The organism is Mesorhizobium sp. C399B (assembly GCF_030323185.1).
GTDB lineage: Bacteria > Pseudomonadota > Alphaproteobacteria > Rhizobiales > Rhizobiaceae > Mesorhizobium.
On the sequence record NZ_CP100472.1, the window covers coordinates 5,614,651 to 5,635,463 of the forward strand.

At 64.2% G+C, this 20,813-nt stretch carries 21 protein-coding genes; 7 read left to right on the forward strand and 14 right to left on the reverse strand.

Annotated features, from left to right (window positions below; translation table 11 throughout):
• Positions 1-56: 56 nt before the first annotated feature.
• A complete protein-coding gene (locus tag NLY36_RS26645; protein ID WP_023695611.1) occupies positions 57-392 on the forward strand; it encodes an antibiotic biosynthesis monooxygenase in 336 nt (111 codons plus the stop codon).
• Here NLY36_RS26645 and NLY36_RS26650 read toward each other — a convergent pair.
• Positions 371-1,243, reverse strand: coding sequence for an SMP-30/gluconolactonase/LRE family protein (locus NLY36_RS26650; protein WP_032934285.1), 873 nt, complete (start codon positions 1,241-1,243; stop codon positions 371-373). The genes NLY36_RS26645 and NLY36_RS26650 overlap by 22 nt on opposite strands.
• Before the next feature lie 97 nt (positions 1,244-1,340).
• Positions 1,341-2,030, reverse strand: coding sequence for a lysozyme inhibitor LprI family protein (locus NLY36_RS26655; RefSeq protein ID WP_050588982.1), 690 nt, complete (start codon positions 2,028-2,030; stop codon positions 1,341-1,343).
• Positions 2,031-2,284: 254 nt separating this feature from the next.
• On the opposite strand from NLY36_RS26655, the gene NLY36_RS26660 reads away from it, so the two are divergent.
• On the forward strand, positions 2,285-2,983 hold the full coding sequence (locus NLY36_RS26660; RefSeq protein WP_023695608.1) for a phosphatidylserine decarboxylase: 699 nt from the start codon (positions 2,285-2,287) through the stop codon (positions 2,981-2,983).
• Positions 2,984-2,986: 3 nt separating this feature from the next.
• Positions 2,987-3,802 carry a CDP-diacylglycerol--serine O-phosphatidyltransferase gene (pssA, locus tag NLY36_RS26665; RefSeq protein WP_023672701.1) on the forward strand — a complete coding sequence of 272 codons (816 nt, stop codon included), beginning with the start codon at positions 2,987-2,989 and terminating at the stop codon, positions 3,800-3,802.
• A gap of 160 nt (positions 3,803-3,962) precedes the next feature.
• Here pssA and NLY36_RS26670 read toward each other — a convergent pair whose 3' ends face one another.
• Positions 3,963-6,185, reverse strand: a complete 2,223-nt coding sequence (locus NLY36_RS26670; RefSeq protein WP_023735498.1) for an AMP-binding protein — start codon at positions 6,183-6,185, stop codon at positions 3,963-3,965.
• Between the two features lie 199 nt (positions 6,186-6,384).
• Between NLY36_RS26670 and NLY36_RS26675 the strand changes: the two genes are divergently transcribed.
• Together NLY36_RS26675 and NLY36_RS26680 are read left to right on the forward strand one after the other, a co-directional pair.
• Positions 6,385-6,873 carry an Xre family toxin-antitoxin system antitoxin gene (locus tag NLY36_RS26675; protein WP_023727360.1) on the forward strand — a complete coding sequence of 163 codons (489 nt, stop codon included), beginning with the start codon at positions 6,385-6,387 and terminating at the stop codon, positions 6,871-6,873.
• Positions 6,870-7,376 (forward strand): RES family NAD+ phosphorylase, encoded by a 507-nt coding sequence (locus NLY36_RS26680; protein WP_023689127.1) that lies wholly within the window; start codon positions 6,870-6,872, stop codon positions 7,374-7,376. The genes NLY36_RS26675 and NLY36_RS26680 overlap by 4 nt, the downstream gene beginning before the upstream one ends.
• A gap of 3 nt (positions 7,377-7,379) precedes the next feature.
• Here the strand turns inward: NLY36_RS26680 and NLY36_RS26685 are convergent, their stop codons facing one another.
• A complete protein-coding gene (locus NLY36_RS26685; RefSeq protein WP_023735497.1) occupies positions 7,380-7,790 on the reverse strand; it encodes a tautomerase family protein in 411 nt (136 codons plus the stop codon).
• Between the two features lie 112 nt (positions 7,791-7,902).
• On the opposite strand from NLY36_RS26685, the gene NLY36_RS26690 reads away from it, so the two are divergent.
• Complete coding sequence (locus tag NLY36_RS26690) at positions 7,903-8,766, forward strand: LysR substrate-binding domain-containing protein (protein ID WP_023735496.1); 864 nt, start codon at positions 7,903-7,905, stop codon at positions 8,764-8,766.
• A gap of 134 nt (positions 8,767-8,900) precedes the next feature.
• Here NLY36_RS26690 and NLY36_RS26695 read toward each other — a convergent pair whose 3' ends face one another.
• The 3 genes from NLY36_RS26695 to NLY36_RS26705 all read right to left on the reverse strand — a co-directional run bounded on the left by NLY36_RS26695 (position 8,901) and on the right by NLY36_RS26705 (position 12,403).
• A complete protein-coding gene (locus tag NLY36_RS26695; protein WP_023735495.1) occupies positions 8,901-9,809 on the reverse strand; it encodes a DMT family transporter in 909 nt (302 codons plus the stop codon).
• Between the two features lie 51 nt (positions 9,810-9,860).
• A complete protein-coding gene (locus tag NLY36_RS26700) occupies positions 9,861-10,748 on the reverse strand; it encodes a DMT family transporter (protein ID WP_023735494.1) in 888 nt (295 codons plus the stop codon).
• A 149-nt stretch (positions 10,749-10,897) separates the two neighbouring features.
• Positions 10,898-12,403: a S10 family peptidase gene (locus NLY36_RS26705; protein WP_023735493.1), complete on the reverse strand. Its 1,506-nt coding sequence runs from the start codon at positions 12,401-12,403 to the stop codon at positions 10,898-10,900.
• Between the two features lie 292 nt (positions 12,404-12,695).
• Here NLY36_RS26705 and NLY36_RS26710 point away from each other — a divergent pair, with 292 nt between their 5' ends.
• The gene (locus NLY36_RS26710; protein ID WP_023731453.1) at positions 12,696-13,202 is read left to right on the forward strand and encodes an OsmC family protein; all 507 of its coding nucleotides are present in this window, start codon (positions 12,696-12,698) and stop codon (positions 13,200-13,202) included.
• Positions 13,203-13,355: 153 nt separating this feature from the next.
• Here NLY36_RS26710 and NLY36_RS26715 read toward each other — a convergent pair whose 3' ends face one another.
• The 7 genes from NLY36_RS26715 to NLY36_RS26745 all read right to left on the reverse strand — a co-directional run bounded on the left by NLY36_RS26715 (position 13,356) and on the right by NLY36_RS26745 (position 20,659).
• Positions 13,356-13,577 (reverse strand): hypothetical protein, encoded by a 222-nt coding sequence (locus tag NLY36_RS26715; RefSeq protein WP_023689120.1) that lies wholly within the window; start codon positions 13,575-13,577, stop codon positions 13,356-13,358.
• A 134-nt stretch (positions 13,578-13,711) separates the two neighbouring features.
• On the reverse strand, positions 13,712-14,341 hold the full coding sequence (locus NLY36_RS26720; RefSeq protein ID WP_023735492.1) for a hypothetical protein: 630 nt from the start codon (positions 14,339-14,341) through the stop codon (positions 13,712-13,714).
• Positions 14,342-14,418: 77 nt separating this feature from the next.
• Entirely contained in the window at positions 14,419-15,174 is a 756-nt protein-coding gene (locus NLY36_RS26725; RefSeq protein WP_023702953.1) for an SDR family NAD(P)-dependent oxidoreductase, read from the reverse strand.
• Positions 15,175-15,204: 30 nt separating this feature from the next.
• A complete protein-coding gene (gene purF / locus NLY36_RS26730) occupies positions 15,205-16,686 on the reverse strand; it encodes an amidophosphoribosyltransferase (RefSeq protein WP_023672714.1) in 1,482 nt (493 codons plus the stop codon).
• A 131-nt stretch (positions 16,687-16,817) separates the two neighbouring features.
• A complete protein-coding gene (locus tag NLY36_RS26735; RefSeq protein WP_023735491.1) occupies positions 16,818-17,483 on the reverse strand; it encodes a CvpA family protein in 666 nt (221 codons plus the stop codon).
• A gap of 48 nt (positions 17,484-17,531) precedes the next feature.
• Complete coding sequence (radA, locus tag NLY36_RS26740) at positions 17,532-18,935, reverse strand: DNA repair protein RadA (protein ID WP_023672716.1); 1,404 nt, start codon at positions 18,933-18,935, stop codon at positions 17,532-17,534.
• A gap of 230 nt (positions 18,936-19,165) precedes the next feature.
• A complete protein-coding gene (locus NLY36_RS26745; RefSeq protein WP_023672717.1) occupies positions 19,166-20,659 on the reverse strand; it encodes a replicative DNA helicase in 1,494 nt (497 codons plus the stop codon).
• Positions 20,660-20,813 lie beyond the last annotated feature (154 nt).

The following is a 20,813-nucleotide window of genomic DNA, read 5'->3' on the forward strand; positions in this document are numbered from 1 at the left end:
CAAACCCGTTCCTGAGCCACCGAACCCAAGTCGTTCAAGAACGGAGACAGATTCAAATGGATAAACTTGCCGAGGCAGCCGTGTTCAGGGTCGACAAATTCGTCGTTCCTGCCGAGGCCCGTGAAGAAATCCTTCGCAAGGTCAGGGCAACGCATGAACTGCTGCGCCTGCAGCAAGGCTTCGTCCAGGATTTCGTGCTCGAGCAATTTTCGGGTCCGGGTGAGTTCAACCTGGTCACCATTGTCGAATGGGAAAACCAGGCGGCCGTCGACAATGTCGTGCCGATCGTCAAGGCGGCCCACGAGCGGGCGGGCTTCAACCCGCAGGAGACCATTGCCTGGCTGGGTGTGAAGGCCGATATCGCCAACTATCAGCGTCTGCCTGAGATGTAGGAGGGCCAGCCCGTGCCAGGTGCTGGCGCCTCGACGCTCAGCACCTGGCCGGTGCGGGCATCGCTGATCATGTTCTCGAAACCACGCCATTCGGCGGCAACGATGAACAGTGTCGTGCCATCCGGCCCGCCCAGCATGCAGGCAAAGCAGCCGCGATCGGCATCGACTGTCTGCAACACCTCGCCACCTTCGCGCACCCGCACACAGCGTTTGTTGGGAACATCCGCATACCAGGCAGTTCCTTCGGCATCGAGGCAGACGCCGTCGGGAAAGCCATCGAGATCGGCCCAGACGCAGCGGTTGGAAAGCCCGCCATCCTCCGCGATATCGAAGGCGGTCAGCCGGTTGGCATGCGACTCCGCCACGATCAGTGTCCTGTTGTCCGGCGTCACCGCCATGCCGTTGGCGAAAGCGATGTTCTCGGCCACTTGTCGAACCGAGCCGTCCGGCGTGATCAGCACGATGGTGCCGGGCCCGAAATGCTCGCCCGGTGCAGGCGCCGACCCGCCGCCATTGACATAGATGTTGCCGCGCCCGTCGACGACGATCTCGTTCCACGGGCTGTTTGACAGCGACCGAAGATCGGCATGGGTGGCCAGCGTTCCATCCGCCTCCTGCCGCAGCAACAAGCCATCCCGACCCGAGACGATCAGCAATCGGCCATCCGGCAACCAGTCGATCGAATAGGGCAGGATGGCCGGCACGGTGAGCATCACCTGGTTCCCGCCGTCCTCATCCACCGCGACGATCTCTCCGGTTCCCCAGTTGCAGAGCCACAGCCGTCCGTCATGCCAGCGCGGCGACTCCCCGAACGCGAGGCCGGCGGCAACGAGACGCGTCTGGTTCAGCATTTTGGGGTAACTCCTTGTTGGGTGCGCAATCATGGCAAGGAACCATGATCGCCGTCTCACCAAGGACGGGTGAGGGGTGGTTTTGCCGACAGCAGGTTTACTGTTTTTCGCTCAGGAAGAACGTGCCATCGGCATGGCCGTTGGCACCGCATGACAGGGGCTCCGATCTGCCATCCTTGCCGGCGCCGCTCTGCTCGACGACAAGCGCATCGCCGTTGCGGCGAAAGGTGAAGACAAAACCGGTTGGGTTGTCGTTGTCGTCGGTGTCGACCAGTCGCAGAGTGTTGCGCTTCTCGACCGTGCCGTCGATCTCGCATGACCCACTTCCCGAGACTGGATTGGAAACGACCTCTTCCGAGATCTCGACCTTGCCTCCGCCAACAGCCTTGATGTCGACGCTACCGCGCACGCTGCTCCATGTGCCGATCAAGCCGCCATCGGCCGGGTTACGGATGCCGCCCAGGAAGGTCGCGCGGTCATGCAGGAATTCGCCGAGATCGAATGTCTGCTGGTCCTTGGGCGTGTTCTCGTTGAAACCGGCGATCTGATCGCGATAGGCGATGAAATCGCTTTGGTCGTCCCGCAGCGCCTTGCCGGCATGAGCATCGAGCCTCTTCAGCAGCGCGGCATAATTCTTCGCGACCTCGGCATCGGCCTGCGCCAGGGTCGGATCGGCGCATATGGCCTTTTCCGCCACGCTGGCGGCCTTGGCGCAATCGAAGGATGGCTTGCCTTGCGCCGCTGCGTGGTCGCTCGCTGCCAGGAATACGGTCAAAACGGCACCCATGGCTGCCAGTCGTATGGCAACAAGGTACGCTTTGCCTGTGTTTGGCATCATGGGCGGTCGGCCTTTTCGCCGCGCACTGAGCCAGCGGCGGTATGAACTCTGGCGGCAAAGCCGCCGGCAGGCAAGCACGTGACCGTTCCTGCCGGCTGCGGCCGATGCGGCCTTGCCCAATGTTGCGTTGCGGCCGCGGAGCCTTTCCGGTATTGAGGCCGGACCTGAAACAGGGACCGCCCCCAGCCCATGAGCTCCAGCCAATGAGCCTCGTCGACTCGATCAAGAATGCCTTCGTTCCGATCCATCGCGAGGGCTATCCGTTCATTGCCGCCTTTGGTGCGGGCACGCTGTTCCTCGGCTATTTCTCCTCGGTGCTGTTCTGGATCGCCCTGATCCTGACCGCCTGGTGCGTCTATTTCTTCCGTGACCCCGAGCGTGTCACCCCGGTCGATGACAGGCTGGTGGTCAGTCCCGCCGACGGCGTCATCTCGGCGGTCGGCCCGGCCGTGCCACCGCGCGAGCTCGGCCTCGGCAACACCGAAATGACCCGCATCTCGGTGTTCATGAATGTCTTCTCCTGCCATGTGAACCGTGCTCCCGTGCGCGGCCGCATCACCAAAATCGAGCATCGGCCGGGCAAGTTCCTGAATGCCGAACTCGACAAGGCAAGCTCGGAGAACGAGCGCAACGGGCTGGTCATCGACAGTCCCAACGGCATCGTTGTCGCCGTGCAGATCGCCGGCCTGGTGGCACGCCGCATCGTCTGCTGGGCCGAGACCGGCGGTTCGATCGCCATCGGCGAACGCTTCGGCTTGATCCGCTTCGGCTCGCGCGTCGATGTCTTCCTGCCTTCGACCGCGGTGCCGCGCGTCGCCGTCGGCCAGACGGCGGTCGGAGGTGAAACCGTGCTCGCCGAATTCGGCGGCGTCTCCGCAACCCCGCTCGTCAGGATTTCGTAAGCGGTGGGCGCGCCGTTCAAAAAGTTCGAGGCCCATGGCAGCGGCGGCCCGCGCATCCGCGAGATTCCGATGCGCATGGTGCTGCCTAATCTGGTCACCGTGCTTGCCATCTGCGCCGGCCTGTCCGGCATCCGCTTCGGCTTCGAGGGCCGTTTCGAGCCGGCCGTGGTGATGGTGCTGCTCGCCGCCTTCCTGGACGGCATAGACGGGCGCCTGGCGCGCATGTTGAAGGCGACATCCAAATTCGGCGCGCAGATGGATTCGCTGGCCGACATCGTCAATTTCGGCGTCGCGCCGGCACTGGTGCTCTACGCCTTCCTGCTCGACCGCGCCGGCTCCTTCGGCTGGATCGCAGCCCTTCTGTTCACCATCGCCTGTGGCCTGCGGCTGGCGCGCTTCAACGTGCTCGACGAAGACCATGACCGGCCGATCTGGCAGAGCGAATACTTCGTCGGCGTGCCGGCACCGGCCGGCGCCGTGCTGGTTATGCTGCCGCTCTATCTGTCCTTCCTGCGGCTCGGTCTCGAGCCGGACCGCCTGACGGCATTCGTCGCCACCGGCTTCACTGTGCTGGTCGCTTTCCTGCTGGTCAGCCGGCTGCCGGTCTATTCCGGCAAAAGCCTGAAAGTGCCGGGCGACAAGGTGCTGCCGATCATCCTGGCGGTCGTTCTCTACGTCCTGCTGTTGATGACCTATCCCTGGTACACGCTGACCGCCTCTGTCGCAGGCTATCTCATCTTCCTGCCTTTCAGCGTGCGGGCGTATTCGAAGCGCGCCAAGCGCGAGGGCGAAAAAGTGCCGCCGTCGGATATTGGGTAGTTGTTATCTCCCCCCTTGAGGGGGAGATGTCGCCGAAGGCGACAGAGGGGGTCGGCACGCCCCGGACGCGACCTCGTTTGAGCGAAGAGGACGTCGGCGCTTCACGCGAGGCGACCCCCTCTGGCCTGCCGGCCATCTCCCCCTCAAGGAGGGAGATACGCTAAGCCGCCAGGCCCAGCCCCAGCTTCTCGATCGCCAGGTTCCGCGTCGAGACATAATCCGTCTTGCCGGAACCCAGCACCGGGATCTCCCCGACCTTGACGATGTCGTTGGGCACCATCAGTTCGGCCGCACCTGCCTTCTTGCCGAAGGCGCGCAGTTCTTCCGGATCGGCGTCGTCGGCGGTGGTGACCAGCACGATGCGCTCGCCGCGCCTCTTGTCCGGCACCGCCACCGCGGCGTGGCGCTCTTCCGGCCACAGCGACTGCACCAGCATCTCGACGGCGCCCAACGACACCATCTCGCCAGCGATCTTGGCGAAGCGTTTTGCCCGGCCGCGAATGGTGATGAAGCCTTCGCGGTCGACCGAGACGATGTCGCCGGTGTCGTGCCAGCCGTCCAGCGGCTGCAATTCGCCGGGCCGGTCAGCGGTCATGTAGCCCATCATCAAATTCGGCCCGTCGAGCCACAGGCGGCCGGCACCCTCGATACCCTCGACCGGTTCGAGCTTCATGCGCATCGCCGGCAACAGCCGTCCGACCGTGCCGTGGCGACCATGGATGGCGGTGTTGACGGCGACGACGGGAGCGGCCTCCGTCAGCCCGAACCCCTCGATGATCGAGGCATCGAAGCGCTCGCGATAAACGCGCCGCGTCTCCGGCTTCACCGCTTCCGCGCCGGCGACGACGAAGCGCAGGCTGGAGAAATCGCCATCCTTGGCGGTGCGGGCATAGTTGGCAAGGAAAGTGTCGGTGCCGAACATGATGGTCGGCTTCACCTTGCGGGCGATCTCCGGGATGATCTTGTAGTGCAGCGGTGACGGGTAGAGGAACAGTTTCACCCCGGTCACCAGCGGCAGGATGGTACCGCCGGTCAGGCCGAAAGAGTGAAAAACCGGCAGCACGTTGAGCAGGATGTCGGACGGCGAAATGGTAATGCGCGCCTCGGCCTGCATGGCGTTGGCGTGGAGATTGCGGTGCGACAGCACCACGGCCTTGGGCGTGCCTTCCGAGCCTGAGGTGAACAGGATTGCGGCGGGCTTGGCCGCATCCTGCCGCTGCAGCGGGAACCGCCACAGCACCGCTGCTGCGAGCTTTTCCAGCGTCGTGACGCTTGCGCGCACATCCTCCAGCCACAGCATTTTGGCGCCGCCGGCCTCGATCGCGGCGATGATGTCGGCAAGCGCCGCCTTCTCGACGAACGCGCGCGAGGAAACCACCGTTCGGATGACTGCCGTGCGCACCGCGGCGGTTACGCTGGCCGGCCCTGCCGTGTAGTTGATCATCGCCGCTACCCGGCCGGCCGAGAGCAGGCCGACGAAGGACAGCACCACGCCATTGGCGTTGGGCAGCAAAACCCCGACCGCTTCGCCGGGCGCCGCCACCGCCTCGAAACGGCGGCCGAGCACGCGCGCGCCGATGAACATTTTTCGATAGCTGAGCGAGCCGCTGATCACATCCTCGATGATCGGATGCGAGGCGCCGGTGCGATCCGCGGCATCGCGCATGGCCAGGAACAGGCCGCGATCGAGGTTGCTGCCATAAAGCCGCGCCTCGGCGATGCGGTCGAACAACGCATTTGTGTTGGAAGCCTGGTCGGGGTTGCGCGCCACCAGTTCGGCAATCGTCATTGACTCCAGCACGCTGATCGAGAGTTTTGGGAACCAGTGGCGCGGCGCCCGGTTCTTTGGCGTCAAGGAAACCGGCAGGTCGCGCGAGCCGGTGACGAATATCGGCACGATGCGGGCGTCGGCCTGCATGGCGATGCGGGTGACGGCGCGGAACAGGCGAAACGTCTTCACATCGGGCTCGACGTCATCGGGCAGATAGACGGCAAGCCGGCCTTTACCCTTCAGCACCCTGACCAGCCGCCGGCTGACGAAGAGATGCTCGGCGTTGAAGGCGATGGTGCGGCCAAGCTCGCGCCAAGGCTCCATCCAGGGCGAGCGCGCCGAGGCCTCGTCGAGAATGTGCAGCGTGTCGTCGGGCAGCAGCGACAGCATCAGCGCCGGCTCGAAGCGTGACTGGTGCGAGACCACATAGATCACCGGCGTCGGCGCGTTGCGGGCAATGCGGATGCGCCGGTCATCGATCCGGTAGGCGAGCTTGAACGGCACATAGAGCAGCGCCTGGGTAAAGCGCAGGTCGAGACGAAACGTCTCGATAGCGCCAATCAGCAGCCAGGCCAGCACGAGGCCTGCAAGCAGCGCCAGTGTCAGGATCATGCCGCGTCTCTCCCAACGGTCCGGTATGCGGCTCTTCGTCCGCTTCGAGAGCAGAGGGTAGCGCAATGGGGAGCAAGGTCAATGCGCGGGTGCGAGGGAGCGGTGTTCCACCTGACCTCACCAGGCAATGACCCAAACGCAGGCCTTGAAATGTTGCGACACGTGTCGTAAATGAAGCGACACGTGACGGAGAGGTAATATGGCCAGTTCCCCGCTGGGTTTTGCCGAGGCACCACATATGGAGCCGGAGTTCGAACGAATGGTCGACCTGTTTGGTGGACGGAAGGTTCTTGGATTCTCGGTAGCCAGTCCTCTTGAGGCACATGAAATGATCCTGCATGGAATTCCGGGCCAGGCGCTCGAAAGCCTCGTCAGGCATCTGATGGTCATTGATCCCGCCGATGCGTTTGAGACCGCATTCGGCATGAGCGAGCGGACATTTCAGCGGCACAAATCGGATCACTCCAAGACCCTCAGTCGGGAGCAAGGTTCCAGAACCTGGAACTTCGCCAAGCTCCTGACAAAGGCCACGTCCGTGCTCGGGACTCAGGAAGACGCGGAAAAATGGATGATCGAGTCTGCCATGGGTTTGGACAATCGCCGGCCGATCGATCTGCTGGCCACGGCGGCGGGCACTGCGCTTGTGCAGGAGTTTCTTGAGCGGCTCGACTATGGTGTCTACGCGTGACGCCTTTGCCGGGCTCCCTCGGAACAGGGCAGTTGTTGGGCTGGAGGCTTGATCACAGACGCTTCAAGGCGAGCTGGGACAGTGGCGAAGGAGCCTTCAAGCTTGGGGGAAGGTGGAACAGCAAAGGGATCAGAGCCGTATATGCGTCCATCGACCCATCGACCGCCATCTTGGAGGTGGCGGTCCACAAGGGGTTTCGCACGCTGGATACTGTCCCTCACGTGCTGACGGCATTCGACATCGTCGATCCATCAGAGATTTATGTGGTCCAAACCGACGATATTCCGAACGCGAACTGGCTGCGTCCCGGCATCCCGGGCGCGGGACAGCAGCAGTTCGGCGATGGTCTGCTGGCAAAGCATCCGTTCTTTCTGATCCCCAGCGCGGTATCCCAGCACAGCTGGAACCTGGTGTTCGATCCCAACCGGGCGGCAGGCCTTTATAGCTTGCATCTCCGGGAAGATTTCGCGCTTGATACAAGGCTTCATCCTCCCGCTGGGTAGCAATCAGGCCGTGGCCTTCAGCCGCCCACTGATGAACCGGAACTCCTGCGACTTGCCGCCATAACCGTAAGCAGCGGCCGGGACTTCATGCACGAAGGCATAGCTTTCCTCGTGCACACCACCCAGCAACTTACCGAAGGCCTCAAAGATCGCCTTCAGATAGGCTTCCAGCTCCAGCTTGGTGTTGGTGCCGTCGACCACCTTGATGTCGAGCCAGAAAGTATTGGCGCCATGCTCTGCCAGCGACTTGCCGCCGGCGAACCAGTGCTGCGGGTCGATATAGGTGACGGCGACGGCGGTGATCGTCGGGTCCTTGCGCAGATGGGTTGCGGTCAGGCCGGTGATTTCCTTGGCAATTATGGCGGACAGCTTGGCGTCGGGCTTGCCGGTGATGCTGATGTTGATGATGGGCATTTTTCTCTCCTTCGTTTGAGCGGCGCCTGTTTGCCGTTGGAGAGACAATGCCACCGTCTTTGAATCAAAAAAAACGAATTGTTTCGAACAAAAGGTTCTGTATTATCGAAGTATGCAAGTGCTCGATCCCGATCTGCTCAGAACCTTCCTTGCCTTTGTCGATGGCGGCTCGCTGGCTCAGGCTGCGTCTGCTGTCGGCCGCTCGCCCTCGGCGGTGACCGCGCAGATGCAGCGCCTGGAGGAGATCGTCGGCGAACCGCTGCTGGTGGCGCAGGGGCGCGGGCGCGGGCTGACGCCGGCCGGCGAGGATCTTGTCGGTCATGCCCGCCGCATTCTTGCCGTGCACAGCGAGGCCTGGTTGGCGCTCAAGGGCGCGCGTGCCGCCGGTCGCGTCGCTATCGGCACGACACAGGATTTCGCCGATAGCGGCCTGCCGGAGCTGCTGCGCGCCTTCGCGGCCAGCCATCCGCGCGTCAGGGTCGAACTCCGCGTCGGCCGTTCGGCCGAGCTTGGCGAGGCGCTGCAGGCCGGGCAGCTCGATCTGGCCGTTGTCATGCGCAAGACGCCGGCCAATGACGAAGTCGGGCTGTTCAGTGAGCCGATGCTGTGGCTGTGCTCGCAAAAAGGGCTTGCCGTGCGGGAAGAGGAATTGCCGCTGGCGCTGCTCGACCCCTATTGCGGCTTTCGCGAAGCAGCACTCGCGGCCCTCGATGCTGCCGGCCGCCGCTACCGCATTGCCGCCGGCAGCGCCAGCCTTGCCGGCTTACGCACGGCGGTCAATGCCGGCATCGCGTTGACCTTGCGCACCGCCCGCTTTGCCCATTCAGGCATTGCCGAAGCACCGCGCGAATTCGCCCTGCCGCCGGTGCCGACAGCGCAATTCGCGATAAAACTCGGCCAGGGCGCCGAGCGGCCGGCGCGCGATCTTGCCATCCTGCTCAGCGACAACCTCGCCTTGCCCGGCTTTGCCGGCTGATGTCCAAAGAAAAAGCCGACCTTTACGGTCGGCTTTGAGGAGGACGGGTCGAGGGGTTTGGGGGGACTTGGGGGGTGACCCGTCGCACATAAAACTGCCTGATCCGCATGATGGTTCCATGACTTGGAAAATAATTATTGGGTTGCCGCACTTTTTCTCGCGGCCAGCCAGTCGCGCCCCGCATGGGCGAAAACCGCGCACAGTACTATGGCGCCGCCGATCAGGCTGGCGGCCGGCGCGATCTCGCCGAGGAACAGGAAGGCGAACAGGATCGCAAACGGCACTTCGGCGGCACCGAGAAGGCCGGACTCAGGCGCAGGGATCAGCCGCGAGCCTTCCGTCCACAGGATCGACGCCGCCGCGAACGATCCTCCGAAGGCGACGAGCAGCACGGCGTCGCGAGCAGAAATCGCCAGGGGGTCGGTGACGAACCAGCCGAGCACGAACAGCAGAAGCGCCGAGACTGCGCCCGCCCACACCACCGGCGTGTCGCGGAAGGCGCGCACCATGATCATGTAGAGCGCGCTGCCGGCGGTCATCAGCAGCGCGAGCCCATCGCCAAACAGATGACCGCTGCCGAAGCCGGAGCCGACCATGATCGCCACGCCGCACAGCGAAACGGCGGCGGCGGCAAGCGTCTGCGCCCGGAACGGCTCGCGCACCAGCACGAAGGCGAGCAGCGCGGTGATGAAGGGCGCGGTGGCGTAGATGACCGCGACATTGGCGACATAGGTGAATTTGAACGCCGAGATGAAGGCGATGCTGGCCGCGGCGCCCTCGAGGGCCAGCAACCAGCCGCGCCAGCCAAGCCGCAAGCTTTCCCGCCCGCCGGAGCGGCGCCGGCGCCACAGCACATAGAAGGTGATCAGGATCGCGCCGACAAAGCCGCGCCAGCAAGTGATGATCAGCGGGTCGGCGTGGATCGATTTGGTCAGCACGCCGGTGAGGGCGAAGAAAGCCGCCGAGGCCGCCACCAGCATGATGCCGAGCGTACGCTCGGCAGCGGTATCTGTGGTGCCTGGGCCGTCGAGCGCTTCCGTCATCTCAGCAGCCTATCCGTCTTCTCCTGCCACCATGCTGTCAGCACGGGGTACTCATAGCCGCTTGCGGAAATGCTCGTTGCCGATGATCAGCAGGCCGGCGCCGACGATCAACGCCGCCCCCAGAAACACCTCGCGACGCGGCACGTCGCCCCAGATCGCAAAGCCGAGCCCGAAGGCCCAGACCAATGAGGTGTATTCGAACGGCGCCACGATCGACACCGGCGCCCGCTTCATGCCTTCGAACAGCATAAATTGCGCCACGCCGCCGAGCGCGCCGACGCTGATCAAAAGCAGCAACTGGCGCCAGTCCGGCATCTGCCAGACCAACAGCGCCGGCACCGCGGAAAACACCAGGAAGTAGAAATTGTTGAGCACAAGCTGGATCAGCGTGCGCTCGGCCAGCGCCGTCTTGCGCAACAGCACCACGGCAATGCCCCACAGCACTGCCGCCGCCAGTACCAAGAGCATCGGCACGGACAAGCCGAGACGAGCGGGATCACAGGCGGTGAAGACGCCGACGAAGCCGATGAACACCGCCAGCCAGCGCAACAGCGGCACCTTTTCGCCAAGCATCACCACCGACAGCACGGTGACGATGATCGGGGCGGCGTAATAGATGGTGGTGAGTTCGGCCAGCTGCAGGGAGCGGGCGGCGTTGTAGTAGCAGAGCCAGGCGCCGAGCGTGAAGGCGCTGCGCACCAGCATCGGCCGCACGATGGGCGAGCGCATTGTGTCGGCAAAGATGCGCGGTCCGCCGATTGCAGCACAGCCGATAAGCACAGCGATCGAGCGGAAGAACATGATCTGCCAGACGCTGATGCCGACGACCAGAAGCTTGATCGCGGCGTCCTGGGTCGAAAACAGGAAATAGGCGCAGCCGGTGAACAGGATGCCGGCAAGCACCCTTTCGCGGGTTTCCAGAATGGCAATATCGGCCATGCGGCGTGTCCGGCGCTGTCAAGAGGACGAAGAAGAAGCCTGCCCCAATCAGGCTCCCATTGCAGGCTATACGGGCGAAAGCCTGCGGGGCGCTACGCCAGTGGCAAGCTTGCGTTGGCGCAGCCTGGCCGACAGCGTGGGCACGCCGTTCACTGTGTTGCCTGGTAGAGCTCCGAAGCGGCCTCCTTCAGGGCGCGCCGGCCGCCCGGCCTGAGATACATCATGTGGCCGCCTTCGACGACGTCGAGACGGATGGGTTTTGCCCCGCCCAGCGTCGGGATTTGGCTCACCAGATAGCGTGAGGCCAGATAGGGAGTGACCAGATCGGTGTCGCCGTTGACGATCACCACGCCGAGCCCCGGGTTGAGCGAGCGCGCCCGCTGCAGATCGTCCATCACCCCGGCATAGCCTTGCCGCGAGCCGCCATAGTCCCAGGCGTGGGTCACATCGCCATTGAGCAACCTGTAGCTGACATCGGTGCGAAAATTCAGCTCGTCGCGCGCATAACCGACAAAGGCCGAGGTCAGCGCCGGCACGCTGCGGTCGAGCACCGGATCCGGGCCGGCGCTGCGGGCGCTCTCCGGGGCGATGTCGCTGGTGGCGATGGTGCCGTCATACGGGCTGAGCACTTTGCCACTGGCGCGCTGGAATTCGCGCGCGAACAGGCCGGTCGGGATGCGGGCGAAATTGCGCTGCACGAGGTCGAGCGGCAGGCCGGTGATCTCGGCCACGCGCTGGCTGGCCAGCCGCCCGCCCTGTTCCAGCCCGCCGGTCAGAGCCGTGAGGTAGTCGCCCAGCGCATACTTTTCGACCTCGGCGAGCTTTTCGCGCAGTGCTTCGCCGCTGAGGCCTTCGCTGCGCAGGCGCACCGCCGCCAGCGAGGGCAGTTCCAGCGCCCAATGCAGTGGCTGGAATTCGTCGGGCAGCACCAGCGTGAACTCCAGTGCAGGCGAGATCAGTACGATGCCGTTGGGGCTCAGGCCGACATCTTCCTGCAGGGTCCTGGCGAGAAGTGCCGCGCGGAACCCGCCATAGCTTTCGCCGGCGAGGAAGAGCGGCGATCCGGTGCGGCCGTTCTGGGCGAGATAGAGCCGGATGAAAGCGCCGATCGAACTGGCGTCCTGGCTGACGCCCCAAAAATCTTTCGTGTCCTGGCCGGGGGCCTCGCGGCTGTAGCCGGTGCCGACCGGATCGACGAAGACGAGGTCGGTCATGTCGAGCCAACTGTCGGGATTGTCGATCAGCTTTTGCGGCGGCGGCAGGAATTGGCCATCGGCGCCGGTCGCGACGACACGCGGGCCGAGTGCGCCGAGATGCAGATAGGCGGATGCCGCGCCCGGGCCGCCATTGAAGACGAAGGTGATGGGGCGAGCCTTCTCCGCGCCCGCCAGTGGCGGCAGCGTATAGGCGACATAGAAGATTTCCGCGGTGACCTCGCCCTTGCCGGATAGCAGCGACAGCGTGCCGGCCTTAGCCTGATAGTCCAGCTTGCGCCCGGCAATGGTGATTGAATGGCTGGTCGTCTGCGGTGCCGGCAGCAGCGACAGCACGCCGCCGGCAGGGGCGGGGCGCTCGGGCGTTTCGGCGAGGACTGGCTGCGCGAAGGCTGCAAGCACCAACAGGGTAAGCGAGATCAGTTTCAGCTTGAACGGCATGATGTCTCCGCGGGAATGACTCTGCTTAGGTATGGCTGGGGCGGTCGAAGTCAAAGTAACTCTTCGTGAGGTAGCATTCCTTCAGCCCCCCTCTGTCCTGCCGGACATCTCCCCCACAGGGGTGGAGATTGGATGTCGCGACCGCCTTCGCTAATCGCCGGCGTAGAAAGCGCTATCGGCGAAGCGGCCATCTCCCCCCGTGCGGGGGAGATGGCCGGCAGGCCAGAGGGGGGCGCTGTCTCGCCGGCATATCAGTGCTATCAAAGTGCGAAGGACCTGAAAGGAATGCAACATGGATGCCACCGCACTCAAAGCCATGCAGGCGCCGATCAAGGAGGCTTATCGCGACGATTCCTCGCGAGCGCTGATCACGCTTCGCGCCAAAGGCTCCATCGACGACCAGTCGATTGCCTGCAAGGTCGAGACGGGCAGGGCGCTGGCGGTCGCCGGCCTGCATCCGGCGACCGGCGGTTCCGGGCTCGAATTGTGTTCGGGCGATATGCTTTTGGAGGCGCTGGTGGCGTGCGCCGGCGTGACGCTGAAGGCAGTGGCGACGGCGCTGGAATTCAGGCTTGGCGCAGCCACCGTCGAGGCCGAAGGCGATCTCGACTTTCGTGGCACGCTGGGCGTGGCCAAGGACGCCCCCGTGGGCTTTCGCGCCATCCGGCTGAATTTCAACCTCGACACGGATGAGCCGCAGGACCGCATCGATTCGCTCATCAAGCTGACTGAACGCTATTGCGTGGTGTTCCAGACCATCAACAGCAAGCCGGAGCTGACGGTGAAGGCGCGCGCCTGATCTCCCCCCTTGAGGGGGAGATGTCGCCGAAGGCGACAGAGGGGGTCGGGCCGACTGGACGCGACGCCCTTTGTGCGGAAGGAGGTTGGCACTTTACGCGAGGCGACCCCCTCTGGCCTGCCGGCCATCTCCCCCTCGAGGGGGGAGATTGCGCTACTGCGCCGCCGGCTCTTCCGCATCACCCTCATCGGTGAAAGGCGAGGCGCTCGGCACGCAGTTGACCGCCCAGCCGGCCGGCGTCGGCTGCTTCTGGTATTCGGTAATCGCGTTTGTGCACTGTTCGCGGGTGTCGAAGGTGCTGGGCAGCACTACCATGCCGCCTTGCGGGCCGGCGATCACCAGGTACCAGACCAATGCTACGCTGGGAGCAGCCATGGGAATTCCTCGCTTTGCTGGGTGTCGGAGTCGGTTGACCCTAGCAACTCCCGGCTGATGGCGAAAGCAGGGCGATGGGGGAGCGGCTCGCCGGACCATCACAGACCCGTGAACAGAACCGCTCCCGAGCCCGCTTAGTTCGCGGCAAAGCAGTAGAACAGGCCGTCGCCGCCGGTGCCTTTCAGCGCCTCCTGGCTGCAGCCGCCGCGCGAGGCATGCGAGGAGTTCCAGGATTTCGCCGCCGCCGACTCGTCAAGGCCGGTGCGGTCGTGGTGGCCCATCATCGCCGCGCCCTCCGCCCCGCTCAAGGTCCAGTCGCCGCAGGTCTGGTCGGCGAGCTTGGTGCCGTCGGGCTTCGAGCCGGTCAATATGTCGTGCCGGTTCGGCTTGTCGCCGCGGCCGTTGACCACCTCGCCCTTTTCGTTGAGCGCCGTCTGCTTGGTGATGGCGTTGGCGTCGCTGTGCAGCGAGGCGACGTCATCGGCAATCTTCTCGCCCTTGGCGTTGACCCAGGGACCCTTGCCGATACGGTCGCGCGCATCGACATTGGCGCTCGAGAGATAGGCGTGCCATTCCTTGCCGGTAACCCCAGCCGCTTCCGCCAGCGAGGCGCAATGCGCGTCGGCACCCTTGAGACCGCCGAGATCGGCGCCTTTGCCGGAACCGACGCTGGTGACGAAGAAACTTATCTTGGCGTCTTGCGCCAGCGCCACGCCAGCTGTGGCGGCAATCGCGGCGGCGGCAACGAGAAGAAGTCTACGCATGTCGGTCCTCCGGTTTCGAATGTCCTACATTCGAAGAAACGTAACTGGAGGCCTGTTTAATCCCGCTACAACCCGGTTTATTCCGGCTGCCGGTAGGCGACGAAGCGGTTGTTCTTGACCTGGAAGATCAGCCCCGTCTCTTTCAGCTCGGGGCTCGCCAGCGGCACGATGCGTTTTGCCACCTCTGAGGGGTGCGGCAGCGTTTCCGGATCCTCGCCGGGCGCGGCCTGTGCACGCATGGCGGTGCGGGTGGCGCCGGGGTCGACGGCATTGATGCGGAGCGCCAGGCTCTGCGTCTCATGCGCCCAGGAACGCGTCATGGCTTCCACAGCCGCCTTCGACGCCGCATAGGGCGCCCAGAAGGCGCGCGCCGAATGCGCGGCCCCGGACGACATGAGAATGGCGCGGCCGGCGTCGGACAGCCTGAGCAGCGGGTCGACCGAGCGGATCAGCCGCCAGGTCGAGGTGACATTGATGGTCATAACCTTCTCGAAGGTTTTGGCCTCGACATGGCCGATCGGCGAGATGACGCCGAGCACACCGGCATTGGCCACCAGAATGTCGAGCTTGCCCCAGCGCTCGTGAATGGCGCCGCCCAGCCGGTCGATGCCGGCCATGTCTGAGAGGTCGAGAGGCACCAACGTCGCTTCGCCCTTGCCGGTTTTCGCGCGCTCGGCCTTGATCTGGTCGTCGAGTTCTTCCAGCCCGCCGACGGTCCGGGCTACCGCAATGACATGCGCGCCGGCGGCGGCAAGTTCCTTGGCGATGAAGTAGCCGATGCCGCGCGAGGCGCCGGTAACGACCGCGACGCGGCCGGAGAGGTCGAGGGTCATGCGAGCGCTTTCAAGGATAGCAGTTGGGCTTTACGCCCCGTTGTTCGCCAGCAGCGACAGCGTGCGCACATTGTCGTGGCCTTCGAAGTCGAGCAGGCGGGTCGGGTACTGGCCGGTGAAACAGGCGTCGCAGAATTGCGGCTGCTCATTGTCGCGGCTGGCTTCGCCGACGGCGCGGTAGAGCCCGTCAATGGTGAGGAAGCCGAGCGAATCGACACGGATGAACTCGGCCATTTCCTCGATCGACATGCGCGATGCCAAAAGCTTCGACTTCTCCGGCGTGTCGACGCCGTAGAAGCACGACGCGCTGGTCGGCGGCGAGGCGATGCGCATATGCACTTCCTTGGCGCCGGCGTCGCGCACCATCTGCACGATCTTCTGGCTGGTGGTGCCGCGCACGATCGAATCGTCGACCAACACCACGCGCTTGCCCTCGATCATCCGGCGGTTGGCGTTGTGCTTGAGCTTGACGCCCATATGGCGGATCGAATCGCCGGGCTGGATGAAGGTTCGGCCGACATAGTGGTTGCGGATGATACCGAGTTCGAAGGGGATGCCTGCCGCCTGGGAGAAGCCGATTGCCGCCGGCGTGCCGGAATCCGGCACCGGCACGACGATATCGGCCTCGACCGGGCTTTCCTGCGCCAATTCGGCGCCGATACGCTTGCGCACTTCGTAGACATTGCGGCCTTCGACCGAGGAGTCCGGGCGGGCGAAATAGACATATTCGAAGATGCAGAAGCGGGTCTTCTGCGGCTCGAAGGGGAACAGGCTCTCGATGCCCTTCGAGGTCACCACGACCATTTCGCCGGGCTTCAGGTCGCGCACGAAGCGGGCGCCGATAATGTCGAGCGCGCAGGTTTCGGAGGCCAGGATCCAGGCGCCGTCGAGGTCGCCGAGCACCAGCGGGCGGATGCCGAGCGGATCGCGGCAGCCGATCATCTTCTTGGAGGTCATCGCGACCAGCGAGAAAGCGCCTTCGACCTGACGCACGGCGTCGATGAAGCGCGAATTCAAATCGCGTTCCTTACTGGTGGCAACGAGATGCAGCAGCGTCTCGGTGTCGGAGGTCGACGAGAAGATCGCGCCCTGCTTCTGCAGCGCGCGCTGCACGGTCATGGCGTTGGTGAGATTGCCGTTATGGGCGACGGCAAAGCCGCCATCGGCGAGTTCGGCGAAGAAGGGCTGGATGTTGCGCATGCCGGCGCCGCCGGTCGTGGCATAGCGCGTGTGGCCGATGGCACGGTTGCCTTGCAGGCTGTCGATGACGTGCTGCTTGGTGAAGGTGTCGCCGATCAGGCCGACATGGCGTTCGACATGGAACTGCGTGCCGTCATAGGAGACGATGCCGGCCGCTTCCTGGCCGCGATGCTGCAGCGCATGCAGGCCTAGCGTTACGATGGCCGCAGCGTCCTGCCGGCCGAAAATGCCGAACACCCCGCATTCGTCGTGGAAATGATCGTCTGCTTCGGCGGAAAGCACGTCGTCCGCGTCTGCCTTCGAAACTGCCATGGGGCTCAAGCTCCGCTAAAATGGCCATATAGTGCGATAGCACCGCGAAAGCAACGCACGTCGTGCGCCGTTCACACCATAGTCAGGCCGGAACTGCCGGGATGGCGCCTGTCAGGCACCATCCGTCCGTATCAGTTTGCCGGCGCGGCTGGGGCCGGAGCCGGAGCAGCGGGTGCGTTATCGGCCGGAGCGTCGGTCTCGTCGTCGGGCGCCGGCGTATCGTCACCGGTTGCCGGAGCATCTGCCGCCGGTGCACCGGCCGCCGGAGGCGTCTCGGCTGCCGGCTGATTCGGATTGAGCTTCTTCAGGATGGCGTTTTCCGGATCTTCGGGCAGCAGGCTTTCCAGCTTGGCGCCGATGGTCTCGAGCAGCGGCTTCGACTTGGCGTTGGCGATCCAGGCAGGCGCCTTGGCGCCGGCCAGCCAGTTGAAGAACAGCAGCGCCACGGCGACGACGAGGACGCCGCGCGCGGCTCCATAGAGGAAGCCCAGCGTACGGTCGAGCGCGCCGATCCTGGAATCGATGATCCAGTCGGCTAGCTTCATGGTGATGACGGAAACGACGATCAGCGCGATGAGGAAGACGATGCCGGCGGATGCCGCCATGGCGATCTTGTCGCTTTCGACATAGGGCTGAACGTAAGGCAGCACCGGCTTGTAGAAGAAGAATGCCGCCGCGGCGGCAGCCGCCCAGGACACGACGGACAGGATTTCGCGTGACAGGCCGCGAACCATGGCGAGCATCGCCGAGACCAGGGTGAAGCCGACGAGAATTCCGTCCAGCAGCGTAATCGGCATGTCTTTCGCCCCACTCAGATTGTCTTTTCACGGCTCGGGCGAGCCGCGTCAATCTTCCACGTCGACACGGCTGCGCCGTGAGCCGGCTATCCGCGCGACGAGATCGGCAAGTTCGGTCGGCTGGAAAGCGCCGGCCCCGATCCCCCCGACAACCTCCTCGCTGCCCAAGGGCAGAACCGCACTTCCAAAACCCAGCTTTTCGGCCTCTTTAAGGCGCTGCTGCGCATGCGCAACCGGCCTCACTGCGCCCGACAGGCTGATTTCGCCGAAATAGACGCAATCGGCGGGAAGGGCAAGACCGGTGAGCGACGAAACCAGTGCAGCGGCAACCGCCAGATCGGCCGCCGGCTCGGAAATCCGGTAGCCGCCGGCGACGTTGAGGTAGACATCGTGGGTGCCGAAGCGCACGCCGCAATGGGCTTCGAGCACGGCAAGGATCATCGACAGCCGTGCGCCGTCCCAGCCGACGACGGCACGGCGCGGCGTGCCCAATGTGGACGGCGCCACCAGCGCCTGGATCTCGACCAGCACCGGACGTGTGCCTTCCATGCCGGCAAATACCGCGGCACCCGGCGATTTTGCGTGGCGTTCGCCGAGGAACAGCTCCGACGGATTGGCGACCTCGCGCAAGCCCTTGTCCGACATCTCGAAGACGCCGATCTCGTCGGTCGGCCCAAAACGGTTCTTCACCGTGCGCAGGATGCGGTAGTGATGGCCGCCTTCGCCTTCGAAATAGAGAACGGCGTCGACCATGTGCTCGACGACGCGCGGACCGGCGATCTGGCCTTCCTTGGTGACATGGCCGACCAGCACGATGGCAGCACCGGTGGATTTGGCGTAGCGGATCATCGCTTGCGCCGAGGCGCGCACCTGGGTGACGGTGCCGGGCGCCGAGTCGGCCATGTCGGTCCACAGCGTCTGGATGGAATCGAGGATGACGAGGTCCGGCCTTCTGCCATCGGCTATTGTTGCCAGGATATCCTCGACATTGGTCTCGGCGGCAAGTTCGACCGGCGTGTCGGCGACGCCAAGCCGCTGCGCCCGCAGCCGGATCTGCGCGACAGCCTCTTCGCCCGAGACATAGACGATGCGGTGGCCTTTTGACGCCAATGCTGCTGCGGCCTGGGTAAGCAGCGTCGACTTGCCGATGCCGGGATCGCCGCCGACCAGCAGCGCCGAGCCGCGCACGAAACCGCCGCCGGTGGCGCGGTCGAGTTCGCCAATGCCGGAGATGATCCGCGGCGCATCCTCGATGTCACCGGACAGGCTGGTCAGCACCACGGCGCGGCCCTTGCGCGCATTTCGCGTGTTGGCCGGTCCCGAGCCGATGCCGCCGGACGTGCCTTCCTCGACGAGTGTGTTCCACTCGCCGCAGGCATCGCATTTACCGGCCCAGCGCTGATGCACCGACCCGCAATTCTGGCAGATGAACTGGACGCGCGATTTAGCCATGGAGTGATGCTGCCTGCAAATGACCGAAGGAGGGTGATCCTGCACACCCCTCTCTGTCCTGCCGGACATCTCCCCCGCAAGGGGGGAGATTGGCTATCGTCGCTGCTTTCGCCAATCGCCAACGTCGCAAGATGAGCGCCATCCGCAAAGCTGCTGATCTCCCCCCTTGCGGGGGAGATGGCCGGCAGGCCAGAGGGGGGTGTGACGGAGCGCTGCGGTAGGCCAAAAAGCTACTCGAACCTCTCCGCAATATGATGCTCTTCGGCGAGGTCGGAAAACCGTGTGAACTCGCCATGGAAGGCGAGGCTCACCGAACCTGTCGGGCCGTGGCGCTGCTTGGCGACGATGACTTCGGCCTTGCCGCGCATCTCGTTCATCTCGTGTTCCCACTTGATGTATTCGTCGGTGCCGGGCTTCGGTTCGCGGTTCTTCAGATAATATTCCTCGCGGTAGACGAACATCACCACGTCGGCGTCCTGCTCGATCGAGCCGGATTCGCGAAGATCGGACAGCTGGGGGCGTTTGTCTTCGCGGCTTTCGACCTGACGTGACAGCTGCGACAGCGCGATGATCGGAACGGAGAGTTCCTTGGCCAGCGCCTTGAGGCCGGTGGTGATCTCGGTGATTTCCTGCACCCGGTTCTGCGACGATTTCGCGCTCGACCCCTGCATCAGCTGGATATAGTCGATGACGATGAGGTCGAGGCCGCGCTGACGCTTCAGCCGCCGCGCCCGCGCCGACAGCTGCGCGATAGAGATACCGCCGGTCTGGTCGATGAACAGCGGGATCTTCTGCATGGTCTGCGAGCAGGCGACCAGCTTTTCGAAATCCATCTCTGAAATCTCGCCGCGGCGGATTTTTGACGACGAAATTTCCGTCTGTTCGGAAATGATGCGGGTGGCGAGTTGCTCGGACGACATTTCCAGCGAGAAGAAGCCGACGACGCCTCCATTGGCTGCCTTGAACGAGCCGTCGGCCTGCTGCGCCGGCTCATACATCTCGGCGATGTTGAAGGCGATGTTGGTGGCTAGCGATGTCTTGCCCATGCCCGGACGGCCGGCAATGATGATCAGATCCGACGCCTGCAGGCCACCCATGCGGCGGTCGAGATCGCGCATGCCGGTGGCGAGGCCCGACAAATGGCCGTCGCGCATATAGGCGGCGTTGGCCATGTCGACGGCGGTCTTGACCGCGTCGGTGAAGCTCTCGAAGCCGCCGTCGTAACGGCCGGTTTCGGCCAGTTCGAACAGCCGCCGCTCGGCATCCTCGATCTGTTCGGACGGCGCCATGTCGACCGGCGCGTCATAGGCGATGTTGACCATGTCCTCGCCGACGGTGATCAGCGCCCGGCGCGTGGCCAGATCGTAGATGGCGCGGCCATAATCGGTGGCATTGACGACGGTGACGGCTTCGACCGCCAGACGAACCACATATTGCGCCACCGTCATGTCGCCGACCTTCTCGTCGGCCGGCAGGAAGGTTTTCAGCGTGATCGGCGTCGCCACCTTGCCCATACGGATGAGCTCGGCCGCGACCTCGAAGATTTTCCGGTGCAGCGGCTCGTAGAAATGGCCGGCCTTGAGGAAGTCGGAGACGCGGTAGAAGGCATCGTTGTTGACGAGGATGGCGCCGAGCAGCGCCTGCTCGGCCTCGATGTTGTTCGGCGCTTCACGATAAAGCGGTTGCTGCTCCGCCACGCCGAATTTTCGCGCTGCCTCTGCCATGATGTCCCCGATTTTGATCCCGGCTTCTCGATATCAGAACGAGATAAATCGGTGCTGACCTTTCTGCATCACCGCACGACCAATCAACCTCGATGCCCGTTGTTCACAGGGGCGGCAAACCGTCCACAGAAGAGTGTTTCCGCGCCCCGATTCC